Annotated in this window: 13 protein-coding genes; 10 read left to right on the forward strand and 3 right to left on the reverse strand. The window is 62.7% G+C overall.

All coding sequences use genetic code 11. The features are described from left to right. Positions 1-32: 32 nt before the first annotated feature. From AC244_RS15620 to AC244_RS15630, 3 genes are read left to right on the forward strand one after another with little or no spacing between them, the layout of a single operon-like run. On the forward strand, positions 33-623 hold the full coding sequence (locus tag AC244_RS15620) for a shikimate kinase (protein WP_053249742.1): 591 nt from the start codon (positions 33-35) through the stop codon (positions 621-623). Beyond that, positions 616-1,749 carry a 3-dehydroquinate synthase gene (gene aroB, locus AC244_RS15625; RefSeq protein WP_053249876.1) on the forward strand — a complete coding sequence of 378 codons (1,134 nt, stop codon included), beginning with the start codon at positions 616-618 and terminating at the stop codon, positions 1,747-1,749. Before AC244_RS15620 ends, aroB begins: the two co-directional genes overlap by 8 nt. Then, complete coding sequence (locus AC244_RS15630) at positions 1,746-3,053, forward strand: HlyC/CorC family transporter (RefSeq protein WP_053249743.1); 1,308 nt, start codon at positions 1,746-1,748, stop codon at positions 3,051-3,053. The genes aroB and AC244_RS15630 overlap by 4 nt, the downstream gene beginning before the upstream one ends. Before the next feature lie 3 nt (positions 3,054-3,056). Here the strand turns inward: AC244_RS15630 and AC244_RS15635 are convergent, their stop codons facing one another. Beyond that, on the reverse strand, positions 3,057-3,338 hold the full coding sequence (locus AC244_RS15635) for a BolA family protein (protein WP_053249744.1): 282 nt from the start codon (positions 3,336-3,338) through the stop codon (positions 3,057-3,059). A gap of 143 nt (positions 3,339-3,481) precedes the next feature. Here AC244_RS15635 and AC244_RS15640 point away from each other — a divergent pair, with 143 nt between their 5' ends. The 5 genes from AC244_RS15640 to AC244_RS15660 all read left to right on the forward strand — a co-directional run bounded on the left by AC244_RS15640 (position 3,482) and on the right by AC244_RS15660 (position 8,628). Continuing rightward, positions 3,482-4,117, forward strand: a complete 636-nt coding sequence (locus AC244_RS15640) for a J domain-containing protein (protein ID WP_053249745.1) — start codon at positions 3,482-3,484, stop codon at positions 4,115-4,117. Between the two features lie 74 nt (positions 4,118-4,191). After that, entirely contained in the window at positions 4,192-5,187 is a 996-nt protein-coding gene (gene cobS, locus AC244_RS15645; RefSeq protein ID WP_053249746.1) for a cobaltochelatase subunit CobS, read from the forward strand. A 153-nt stretch (positions 5,188-5,340) separates the two neighbouring features. After that, on the forward strand, positions 5,341-5,637 hold the full coding sequence (locus tag AC244_RS15650; RefSeq protein ID WP_268750768.1) for a GNAT family N-acetyltransferase: 297 nt from the start codon (positions 5,341-5,343) through the stop codon (positions 5,635-5,637). Then, entirely contained in the window at positions 5,634-7,529 is a 1,896-nt protein-coding gene (cobT, locus tag AC244_RS15655) for a cobaltochelatase subunit CobT (protein WP_053249748.1), read from the forward strand. Before AC244_RS15650 ends, cobT begins: the two co-directional genes overlap by 4 nt. 106 nt (positions 7,530-7,635) lie before the next feature. Next, positions 7,636-8,628, forward strand: a complete 993-nt coding sequence (locus tag AC244_RS15660; protein ID WP_053249749.1) for an esterase-like activity of phytase family protein — start codon at positions 7,636-7,638, stop codon at positions 8,626-8,628. Between the two features lie 47 nt (positions 8,629-8,675). Here the strand turns inward: AC244_RS15660 and AC244_RS15665 are convergent, their stop codons facing one another. Together AC244_RS15665 and rpmB are read right to left on the reverse strand one after the other, a co-directional pair. Beyond that, the gene (locus tag AC244_RS15665; protein WP_053249750.1) at positions 8,676-9,314 is read right to left on the reverse strand and encodes a VUT family protein; all 639 of its coding nucleotides are present in this window, start codon (positions 9,312-9,314) and stop codon (positions 8,676-8,678) included. 153 nt (positions 9,315-9,467) lie between these two features. Continuing rightward, positions 9,468-9,764, reverse strand: coding sequence for a 50S ribosomal protein L28 (gene rpmB, locus AC244_RS15670; RefSeq protein ID WP_053249751.1), 297 nt, complete (start codon positions 9,762-9,764; stop codon positions 9,468-9,470). A 389-nt stretch (positions 9,765-10,153) separates the two neighbouring features. On the opposite strand from rpmB, the gene AC244_RS15675 reads away from it, so the two are divergent. Together AC244_RS15675 and AC244_RS15680 are read left to right on the forward strand one after the other, a co-directional pair. Further along, the gene (locus AC244_RS15675) at positions 10,154-10,930 is read left to right on the forward strand and encodes a DUF3108 domain-containing protein (RefSeq protein WP_053249752.1); all 777 of its coding nucleotides are present in this window, start codon (positions 10,154-10,156) and stop codon (positions 10,928-10,930) included. Between the two features lie 189 nt (positions 10,931-11,119). Continuing rightward, entirely contained in the window at positions 11,120-12,010 is an 891-nt protein-coding gene (locus tag AC244_RS15680) for a DMT family transporter (protein ID WP_053249753.1), read from the forward strand. Positions 12,011-12,057 lie beyond the last annotated feature (47 nt).

Here is a 12,057-nt window from a genome sequence, read left to right on the forward strand (position 1 = left end):
ATACCGAAAGGGAATGGGGAATAAGAAGTCCAATGAACGACGTGATCGAACCGGTTTCCGCGACGCTTGCCGAACGGGCGAAGCTTGCGCTCGGTAAACGCAATCTCGTTTTCATCGGCCTGATGGGCGCCGGAAAATCGGCGATCGGCCGGCTGACGGCGCAGGCGCTCGGCATTCCCTTCGTCGATTCCGACCACGAGATCGAGCGCGTCTCGCGCATGACGATCAGCGATCTCTTCGCCCGTTATGGCGAGGACGAGTTTCGGGCGCTGGAAACGCGCGTGTTGAAACGCCTGCTGCGCACCGGCCCCCGCGTCGTTTCCACCGGCGGCGGCGCCTATGTCAACGAGCGATCACGGCGCCCGATCAAGCGCGGCGGCCTGACGATCTGGCTCAACGCCGAACTGGACGTGCTCTGGGAGCGGGTCAACAAGCGCGATACGCGTCCGCTCTTGAAGACCGAAAACCCGAAGCAGACCCTCGAAAACCTGATGCGCGCCCGTTACCCGATCTACGCCGAGGCCGATCTGACGGTATTGTCGCGCGATGTGAACAAGGAGACGATGGTGGAAGAGGTTCTCACCGCCGTCATAGATTTCCGGAAAGTGCCAAATGATGACTAGCCATGTGATGCCCGCCGCCGAGCGCAAGGTTCGTGTCGATCTCGGCGACCGTTCCTACGACATTCTGATCGGCCCGGGGCTGATCGCTGCCGCGGGCAGCGAGATCGCCTCGCGCCTCAAGGGGCGCAAGGTGGCCGTCATCACCGACGAGAATGTGGCGCCTCGCTATCTCGATCAGTTGATGGCAAGCCTCAAGGGCAGGGATATCGAGGGCGTGTCGCTGGTGCTGCCCGCCGGCGAGAAGACGAAGAGCTTCGAGCATCTCATCCCGGTCTGCGAGACGGTGCTTGGCGCCCGGATCGAGCGCAACGACGCGGTGATCGCGCTCGGCGGCGGCGTCATCGGCGATCTGACCGGCTTTGCGGCGGGCATCGTGCGTCGCGGCTCGCGCTTCATCCAGATCCCGACATCGTTGCTGGCGCAGGTCGATTCTTCGGTCGGCGGCAAGACCGGCATCAATTCGCCGCACGGCAAGAACCTGATCGGCGTCTTCCACCAGCCGGATCTGGTGCTCGCCGACACGGACGTGCTCGACACGCTGAGCCCACGCGAGTTCCGCGCCGGCTATGCCGAGGTTGCGAAATACGGCCTGATCGACAAGCCGGACTTCTTCGCCTGGCTGGAGAAGAACTGGCAGGCGGTGTTTTCCGGCGGGGCCGCCCGCATCGAGGCGATCGCCGTCAGTTGCCAGGCCAAGGCTGATGTCGTGGCGGCGGACGAGCGCGAGAACGGCCAGCGTGCGCTGCTCAATCTCGGCCACACCTTCGGCCACGCGCTGGAGGCCGCCACCGAATACGATAGCACCCGGCTGGTGCATGGCGAAGGCGTGGCGATCGGCATGGTGCTGGCGCACCAGTTCTCGACGCGCATGAACCTTGCAAGCGCCGATGATGCGAGCCGGGTGGAAGCGCATTTGAGAGCCGTCGGCCTGCCGACGCGCATGTCCGAAATCCCCGGCCGCCTGCCGCCGGCCGAACGGCTGATGGACGCAATCGCCCAGGACAAGAAGGTCAAGGGCGGCAAGCTCACCTTCATCCTGACTAGGGGCATTGGCCAGTCCTTCGTCGCCGATGATGTGCCGTCCTCCGAGGTCCTGAGCTTCCTGGGGGAAAAACACCCCCAATGACCGGCGAAGCGTTCCTGGCGTTTCTTGGCGAATACTGGCTGTCGATTACCGCGGTCTTCTGCCTGTTGTTGTTTTCCGCTTTCTTCTCGGGCTCCGAAACGGCGCTGACTGCGGCTTCGCGCTCGCGCATGCATTCGCTGGAGAACAACGGCGACGAGCGGGCGGGCATCGTCAATCGCCTGATCGAGCGCCGCGACAGGCTGATCGGCGCGCTGCTGATCGGCAACAATCTCGTCAACATTCTCGCCTCGTCCTTGGCGACGAGCCTGTTGATCGGCCTGCTCGGCAGTTCGGGCGTGGCGATCGCCACGGTCGTCATGACCGTGCTTTTGGTGATTTTCTCCGAAGTGCTGCCGAAGAGCTGGGCGATTGCGTCGCCGGATCGCTTCGCACTTGCCGTCGCGCCGCTGGTTCGTCCTTTCGTCGCCGTGGTTGGGCCGCTTTCGAGCCTTGTCAACGGCATCGTTCGCCGCATCCTGTCGCTCTTCGGTGTCAGCCTTTCCTCCGAGATGTCGATGCTTTCGGCGCATGACGAACTGCGCGGCGCGGTCGACCTGCTGCATCGCGAAGGCTCGGTCATCAAGGCCGACCGGGATCGGCTCGGCGGTGTGCTCGATCTTGGGGAACTCGAGATCTCCGACATCATGATCCACCGCACCAACATGCGGGCGATCAATGCCGACGATCCGCCGGAAATCTGCGTGCGCGATATCCTGCAAAGCCCGTTCACGCGCTTGCCGCTGTGGCGGGGCGCCACCGACAACATCATCGGGGTGGTGCATTCCAAGGATCTGCTGCGCGCGCTTGCAGAACCGGACGTCGAGCCCGAAAACCTCGACATCGTCAAGATCGCGCAGAAACCCTGGTTCGTTCCCGACACGACCAACCTCAAGGACCAGCTCAACGCCTTCCTGCGTCGCAAGCTGCATCTTGCCATCGTGGTCGACGAATATGGCCAGGTTCAGGGGCTGGTGACGCTCGAGGACATTCTGGAGGAGATCGTTGGTGATATCGCCGACGAGCACGACCTTGATATCCAGGGCGTTCGCCAGGAAGCCGACGGTTCGATCGTGGTCGATGGCTCGGTGCCGATCCGCGACCTCAACCGCGCTCTCGACTGGTCGCTGCCCGATGAAGAGGCGACGACGGTCGCCGGTCTGGTGATCCACGAGTCGAAAAGCATCCCGGAGGAGCGTCAGGCCTTCACCTTCCACGGCAAGCGCTTCATCGTGATGAAGCGGGTGAAGAACCGGATCACGAAACTCAGGATCCGTCCGGCCGAGGACCAGACGCCGATCGCCTGATGCCTACCAGCGCGTCGGCTCGCCGGGGGCTGCCGGCTCCACCGCCAGCGCGTGCAGGCCGGCGTCGAGTTCGGGCTTCAACAGGTCGTTGATGGCGCGATGGCGCGCCACCCGGCTCATGCCGACAAAGGCCTCGGAAACAATGCGGATGCGCATATGGGTTTCGCCGCCGCCGTCGAAGTCCGGCTGATGGCCCGCATGCAGATGGCTTTCGTTGATCACGGCGAGCCGCTCGGGGTGGAAGGCGTCGGTCAATTTCTGTTCGATCGTGTCCCGCAGCGACATTCTTCCGTCCCATTTCCTTGGTTGCTGGGTGCCCTTGTGTTGGTCGGGTCCGGCAGCGCGGCCTTGGCGGCGCAAAATGCCCGCACAAAGCCAGCAACATTCCGCTTTGTCAATTCTTGTTGTGGCCCCGGCCAACCCCCATAATGAGCGCCATGAGACTCGATTCAAAATACTTCGATCGCATTCGGACACGGCGCAAGGTCGAGCCGCGCGCAGAGCCGACCGCCCCCACCTGTCAGTGGGACGGCTGCGACAAGAAGGGCGTTCATCGCGCACCCGTCGGCCGCAATGCCGAGGGGCAGTATTTCATGTTCTGCTTCGAGCATGTGAAGGAATACAACAAGGGCTACAACTACTTCTCCGGCCTGTCCGACAACGAAGTCGCGCGCTACCAGAAGGAAGCGGTGACCGGACATCGTCCGACCTGGACGGTCGGCGTCAACAAGAATGCCAAGAATAGTCCGACCCAGTCGCAGACCCGTTCGGGCTCGGCCGGGGCACAGGCGCGCATGCGCGATCCCTTCGGTTTCGTCAGCGAAGCAAAGGCGCGCGCCGGCCGTCCCGAGCCCCGCCAGCGCAAGCTGAAGACGCTGGAAGCCAAGGCCTATGAGACGCTCGGCCTCGGTGCCTCGGCCAGCGCCAGCGATATCAAGGCGGCCTACAAGGATCTGGTCAAGAAACACCACCCGGACGCCAATGGCGGGGACAGGGGATCGGAGGAGCGTTTTCGCGCAGTAATTCAAGCCTACCAATTGTTAAAACAGGCTGGTTTCTGCTAACAACGCGGATTATTACAGAAGCACTTTTGCAGGCGAATGCGCGGGTGCCGTCCGGTGGCCGCTCTGGAGACATGATGAGCAAGATTGACCTCGACATTTCCAACCTCCCCGACACGACCGTATCGGTTCGGGAGGTTTTCGGCATTGACACGGATTTGCGCGTTCCCGCCTACTCGAAGGCCGACGCCTACGTGCCGGATCTCGATCCGGACTACCTCTTCGACCGCGAAACCACGCTCGCCATTCTCGCAGGCTTTGCTCATAACCGACGCGTGATGGTCTCGGGCTATCACGGTACCGGTAAGTCCACCCACATCGAGCAGGTCGCAGCGCGCCTCAACTGGCCGTGCGTGCGCGTCAACCTCGACAGCCATGTCAGCCGTATCGATCTCGTCGGCAAGGACGCGATCGTCGTCAAGGACGGTCTGCAGGTCACCGAGTTCAAGGACGGCATTCTGCCCTGGGCCTACCAGCACAATGTCGCGCTCGTCTTCGACGAATACGATGCCGGCCGCCCGGACGTGATGTTCGTCATCCAGCGCGTGCTGGAATCCTCCGGTCGCCTGACGCTGCTCGACCAGAGCCGGGTCATTCGCCCGCATCCGGCCTTCCGCCTGTTTGCGACCGCCAACACTGTCGGCCTTGGCGACACGACCGGCCTCTACCACGGCACGCAGCAGATCAACCAGGCGCAGATGGACCGCTGGTCGATCGTCACCACGCTGAACTACCTGCAGCACGACAAGGAAGTCGACATCGTCGCCGCCAAGGTGAAGGGTTTTACCGCCGACAAGGGCCGCGAGACCGTTTCCAAGATGGTGCGCGTTGCGGATCTTACCCGCGCCGCCTTCATCAATGGCGACCTGTCGACGGTCATGAGCCCGCGTACGGTGATCACCTGGGCCGAGAACGCCTATATCTTCGGCGATATCGCCTTTGCCTTCCGCGTGACCTTCCTCAACAAGTGCGACGAGCTGGAGCGGGCACTGGTGGCCGAGCATTACCAGCGCGCTTTCGGCGTCGAGCTCAAGGAGAGCGCCGCCAATATCGTACTGGAAGCCACCGCCTGAGCCATGGCAGGGGCGGAGGCGAAGGGCGCACCGGCGCTTCGCTTCGTTGAGGAGAAGAGCGTCTAGAAGACCGCTAAAGCAGTCTTCAAGGGCCTCAAGGCCTTCAACCTCGAAAAGGCGGGAAGCGCCAAATACAGGCGCTTCGCCATTTCGCTGCGTGACGACGGCGATGAGATCGTGGGCGGCATCGTCGCCTACACCGCGTGGAACTGGTGCTTCATCGAACTGCTCTGGGTAGACGAGGCGCTGAGAGGTTCCGGCAGCGGGCGCGAGCTCGTTGCGCGTGTCGAGGCAGTCGCTGCAAGCCGCGGCGCCCGCTACGTCTACGTCGACACGTTCAGCTTCCAGGGCGACGGCTTCTATCAGAAGCTGGGTTACGACGTTTATGGCAAACTCGATGATTTCCCGCCGGGATTTCACCGCATCTGGCTGAAGAAGGAACTCTCGTGAGCTCGAACTCCAAGGCAAAGCCGACCACGCGCGAAAATGCAGCCGAACCGTTCAAGCGGGCGCTTTCCGGCTGCATCCGATCGATCGCTGGCGATGCCGAGGTGGAGGTGGCCTTTGCCAACGAGCGGCCGGGCATAGCGGGCGAGCGCATCCGTCTGCCCGAAATCTCCAAGCGGCCGACGCGGCAGGAACTCGCCGTGACGCGCGGCCTCGGCGACAGCATGGCGCTGCGCAAGGCCTGTCATGATGCGCGCATCCACGCGACGATGTCGCCGCAGGGCGCCGATGCGCGGGTGATCTTCGACGCCGTCGAGCAGGCGCGGGTCGAAGCGATCGGCTCGCTGCGCATGGAGGGCGTTGCCAAGAACCTGGGCTCCATGCTCGAGGAGAAATATTCCAAGGCCAACTTCGGCGCGATCAGCAAGCAGGCCGATGCGCCGCTCGGCGAAGCGGTGGCATTGCTGGTGCGCGAGAAGCTGACCGGCGAGAAGCCGCCGGCATCGGCCGGCAAGGTGCTCGATCTCTGGCGCGACTTCATCGAGGAGAAGGCTGCCGGCGACATGCGCAACCTTTCGGCGGCGCTCAATAACCAGCAGGCCTTCGCCCGCGTCGTGCGCGACATGCTGACGTCGATGGATGTTGCCGAGAAATACGGCGACGACGACATCGAGCCGGACGAGCAGGAAAGCGAGACCGACGAGGATCAGCCGCGCAGCCAGGAGCAGGACGAGAACGCCAGCGACGAGGAAGCCGGCGACGATGCGGCACCCGCCGACGAAAACCAGGCTGCCGAAGAGCAGATGGAAGAAGGCGAGATGGACGGCGCGGAGATTTCCGACGACGACCTGCAGGACGAGGGTGACGAGGACAGCGAGACGCCCGGCGAGGTCAAGCGCCCGAACCAGCCGTTTGCCGACTTCAACGAAAAGGTCGACTACACCGTCTTCACCCGCGAGTTCGACGAGACCATCGCGTCGGAGGAGCTCTGCGACGAGGCGGAACTCGACCGTCTGCGCGCCTTCCTCGACAAGCAACTCTCGCATCTTCAGGGTGCGGTCGGCCGGCTTGCCAACCGCCTGCAGCGCCGCCTGATGGCGCAGCAGAACCGGTCTTGGGAGTTCGACCTGGAAGAGGGTTATCTCGACACCGCGCGCCTGCAGCGCATCGTCATCGACCCGATGCAGCCGCTCTCGTTCAAGCGCGAGAAGGATACGAACTTCCGCGACACCGTGGTGACCCTGCTGATCGACAATTCCGGCTCGATGCGGGGCCGGCCGATCACGGTTGCGGCGACCTGCGCCGATATTCTGGCGCGCACACTGGAGCGCTGCGGCGTCAAGGTGGAGATCCTCGGCTTTACCACCAAGGCCTGGAAGGGCGGGCAATCGCGCGAGAAATGGCTGGCCGGCGGCAAGCCGCAATCGCCGGGCCGCCTCAACGACCTGCGCCATATCATCTACAAGTCGGCCGATGCGCCGTGGCGGCGCGCGCGCCGCAATCTCGGCCTGATGATGCGTGAGGGCCTGCTCAAGGAAAACATCGACGGCGAGGCGCTGATCTGGGCGCATGAACGCCTGATGGCCCGGCGCGAGCAGCGCCGCATCCTGATGATGATTTCGGATGGCGCGCCGGTCGACGATTCGACGCTGTCGGTCAATCCGGGCAACTATCTCGAACGGCACCTGCGCGCCGTGATCGAGCAGATCGAGACCCGCTCGCCGGTCGAACTGCTGGCGATCGGCATCGGTCATGACGTGACGCGCTATTATCGCCGCGCCGTGACGATTGTCGATGCGGACGAACTGGCTGGCGCGATGACCGAGCAGCTTGCCGATCTGTTCGAAGACGAAAGCATGAGCCGCCGTCCGGGGCGGACCCGCCGCGCAGGATAATCTTTCGCGAAACCGGGCGGCTTTCTGTCGCCCCTTTCATCTCCAAGGCGGCCACTGTTGCCGCCACCTCCCTGCCTATCCTGCCCGCCTGAAGGAACTCCCCCAGATGCTTGGCCGCGGTCTCCTCGTTCTTTCCCTGCTGGCGTCGACCGGCGTGGCGTGGGCCGCCAGCGGCTGCGAGACGCTGCCCATTGCCAGCCGGCAGATAGACGCTTTCAAGGTCGGCTCCAGCCAGACGCGGTTCGGTCAGCTCGAATTCATCGGCGGACTGGAGATGACGTCGTCCAACGCGCTGTTCGGCGCGGTTTCGGCGATCCGGTTCCGGACCGATGGCACTTCCTTCGTTGCAGTAATGGATACGGGCCATTGGCTCGAAGGGGCGGTGACCCGTGATGCTGACGGCAGGCTTTCGGGCCTGACGGACCTGACGGCAACGCCGATGGCAGATAGAAGCGGTGCGGTCGGGCTGGAGAAGTGGAAGGTGGATTCGGAGGGGCTGGCGCTGCGCGAGGGCGAGGTGATCGTCAGCTACGAGCAGGCCCATCGCATCGATATCTACCCGGACCCGGGTTTTGCCGGTTCAGGGCCGATCGGCAGCCTGCCGTTGCCGTTCCCGAAGACGGAGCTTCGCAACAATGGCGGGCTCGAGACCGTGGCGATTTCACCGAAGGATGGCCCGCTTGGCGGCGCTGCCGTCACCGTGTCCGAGCGTAGCGTCGACAAGGCGGACAATCTTCTCGCAGGCATTCTCGACGGCCCGATGAAGGGTGCCTTTGCGGTTGCCCGCACCGAGCCTTACGCGGTCACCGACGGCGCTTTCCTGCCCGATGGCGACCTCCTGTTGCTGGAGCGGCGGTTCAACTTCGCCTCCGGTCTCGGCATGCGCATCCGCCGCATCCCGGGTGCAAGCATCCGACCGGGCGCCGTGGTCGATGGCGACGTCATTCTCGAAGCCGACATGGGCTATCAGATCGACAACATGGAAGGCCTCGACGTTGTCACAGGTGCCAATGGCGATGTCCGCGTCATCATCGTTTCCGATGACAACCACTCGATCCTCGAGCGCAACCTGTTGCTGGAATTCCGCCTGATCAAATGAAAACGGGGCCAATCGTCCCCGTCATCAATTTCTTTTTCCAAACGATATCAGGCTGTCGCCTTCGTGGCCGGCATGGGCTTGATCACGCTCATTAGCGCGCCGTAGGGCAGCAGCATGACGATACCGCAGAGGATCTTGACCGTTAGGTCGCCCAAGGCCCAGGAGATCCAGCGCGGGGCTTCGGTCGAAAGGATGCCGAGCAGCGGCGCGGTCTCCAGCGCAAAGCTGTCATTCGGTCCGAGGAACACGAAGAACGGCGCAAAAGCGAAGGAGAAGAACATCGCCGTGTCGAGCGCCGAGCCGATCAGGGAGCCGGCCAGCGGCGCACGCCACCAGCTCTGGCGGCGGAGCCTGTTGAATACGGAGATATCAAGAAGCTGGCCGAACAGAAAGGCGGAGCCGGAGGCGATCGCGATGCGCGGCGTGGCTGCGAAGAAGGAGAGAACGATCGCGACGAGAAAGCCGGCGACGACGACACGACGCGCAATGCGCGGGCCGAAATGACGGTTGGTCAGGTCGGTGACAAGGAACGCGAAGGGATAGCTGAAGGCACCCCAGGTCAAGAGGTCGCCGAGCTGCATGCCGGCGATCGAGCCCGGCAGCGGGTACTGAACGAGGAAGTTCGAGGCCACGACCACCAGGGTCATGAGCGCGACATAAACGAAGAACGTGCGGTTGATCAGCATTTTTTTATCCTGGGAGATGCCACCAGTTAGAGAGCGGGAGCCGGGCTCGAACGCCCGGCCGATGAAAATCTGTAAATCAAACACGAGAAAAAGGCTTGCCAGATAAACCCGCAAGCCTTTTAAAGTCGTGTCAAAGACAGACGCTGGCGCCGATTAAGCGGCGGCGGCTTCCGCAGCCTTCTTGACGATCTGACGGCGCAGCAGGCGAGCGCGCATGCTCAGCTCGTTCTCGTCAGCTTTCACGAGGAAAGCGTCGAGGCCGCCACGGTGTTCAACCGAGCGGAGAGCCGCTGCGGAAACGCGCAGGCGGAAGCGCTGGCCGAGAGCATCGGAAATCAGCGTGACGTTGCACAGGTTCGGAAGGAACTTGCGCTTGGTCTTGTTGTTGGCGTGGCTGACATTGTTGCCCGACTGGACGCCCTTGCCGGTCAATTCGCAACTACGGGACATGGTACACCTATTCTCTTTATCGCCGCCGGACGATGCGGTAGCGGGCCCAGAGCCCAGGCCGCGTTCCTGTTGGCCATTATTGGAAAGTTGCGGTTCTATAGTCAGAGACAGCCCGCCCGTCAAGCCAAACCTCTTGCATTCTCGGAAAACCGCCGTTTCTCCCGGCCGTTTCTGCATCAGGCAAGCTCGATCGCGGCCACAATAAAGCGTCGCGCGGGCCATTCCAAGCGGTTTATGATGCGCTATCTGTAGTCTTGCGGATGCAGCAGAACGTCCATGACGCGGTCGGTGGTCATGTGGCCGGATCTCTCTGAAAGGCGTAGAAAAGCCGCAAACGCCCTGCATTCCAAGGCATTGCGACGGCATTCGAGTAATGGATCTCTTGGGGCATGAAGTTGCGCATCGGTTCTCGCGCGGTAGCGCTGTTGTCAGTGGCATTGTTTTCCACAGCATCGCTTGCTGCGGATGTCGAGCATCAGACGGACTACAGCATCTCGCTTGCCGGTTTGCCGCTTGCGAGAGCGTCGTTCCATACGGCGCTTGAAAAGAATCGCTACACGATATCAGGAACGCTGCACTCGGCGGGCCTCGTCGACATTTTCAGCCGGACCTCGGGCCAGACCCGCGTCTCCGGCGTGATCGGCCGCGACCATCTGCGCGCAAACGAATATTCGATGTCCTATCGCAGCGGCAAGAAGGGCCGGGCGATCAGCGTCACCTACAGCAACGGCAACGTTGTGCATGCCAGCATGAACCCGAAGCGCACGCCGCTGCCGAAGAACTGGGTGCCGGTGACCTCACGCGACATGCGCAACGTGCTCGATCCGCTGTCCGGCCTCATCATTCCGGGCAAGGCCCGCGTTTGCCCTAATACGCTGCCGATCTTCGACGGCGAATCGCGCCTGGACATCAAGCTGTCGGCGAAGGGGACCAGGCCGTTCAAGACCAAGGGGTTTGACGGCGAGGCGATTGTCTGCGGCATCCGCTTCGTTCCGAAGGCGGGCTACAAGAAGGGGCGCGAAGACGTCGAATATCTCAGGCGGCTGCAGACGATGGAAATCTGGTTTGCCAAGTCGGACGCCGTCGATGTCTATGCGCCCGTCTATGTGCGCATCCCGACCAAGCTTGGTCCGGTGACGGTATCGGCGACGCGATTCGGCGGTTGAAACCGGCGGTTGGCTCTAACATTTCGCACCGAGTCGTGATTTTATCCGCGCCGGTTTTCGCTACAGCGCCGCGCGTCAAATATGACGCGCTAAGGACGCTGTAACACTTTAACTTGCTGCATAATTTTCTCCTTAAATCGATTCCGATTTAACGAATTATGCAGTGGAGGCCGCGTGAGGGGATAAGGCATGAAATTCAAGGCAACGTTGATCGGCGCGACCGCCATTTTGATGTGGTCGCTGCTGGCGCTGTTTACGGCTGCGTCGGGTAAAATGCCGCCGTTCCAGTTGTCTGCGATCTGTTTCCTCATCGGCAGTGTTCCCGGACTGATCGTCCTCGCGCTGAAGCCCGAGCGGCTCGCGCTCTTGAAGCAGCCGGCCAAGGTCTGGATCACCGGCATCGCCGGTCTTTTCGGCTATCACTTTCTCTACTTTACCGCGCTTCGCAACGCGCCGGCCGTCGAGGCGGGCTTGATCGCCTATCTCTGGCCGCTGCTGATTGTCGTCGGCTCGGCCCTGCTGCCCGGCGAACGGCTGCGCTGGTACCACGTTGCCGGCGCGTTTTCGGGCCTGATGGGAACGATCATGATCATCGCCCGCAACGGCATCGCCTTCGACGACGCCTATCTCATGGGTTACGGCGCCGCGTTGCTGTGCGCCTTCACCTGGTCCGGCTATTCGCTGCTGACCCGCCGCTTCGAGGCGGTTTCGACCGACGTCGTCACCGGCTTCTGCCTGGCGACGTCGTTCCTCTCTTTCGTGTGCCATTTCGGTCTGGAGACGACCGTATGGCCGGAAACGACGTTCGAGTGGCTGGCGGTTGCGGGCCTTGGCCTGTTGCCGGTGGGCGCCGCCTTCTATGCCTGGGACTTCGGCGTCAAGAACGGTAATATCCAGCTGCTCGGTGTTGCCAGCTATGCAGCGCCGGTGCTGTCGACGCTGATCCTGATCCTGTTCGGCTTTGCCGAGCCGTCCTGGCGCATCGCCGCCGCGTGCCTTTTCGTCACGGGCGGCGCCGTGCTGGCGGCCAAGGACATGATCTTCGGCAGGGGCCGCGCGGTGGCGCAGCCGGCAGAGTAACCGCCGAACTGCTCTATCTCTTTGATCTTACGCATTTCCTGACGGAA

The organism is Ensifer adhaerens (assembly GCF_001270265.1).
Classification (GTDB): domain Bacteria; phylum Pseudomonadota; class Alphaproteobacteria; order Rhizobiales; family Rhizobiaceae; genus Ensifer; species Ensifer adhaerens_B.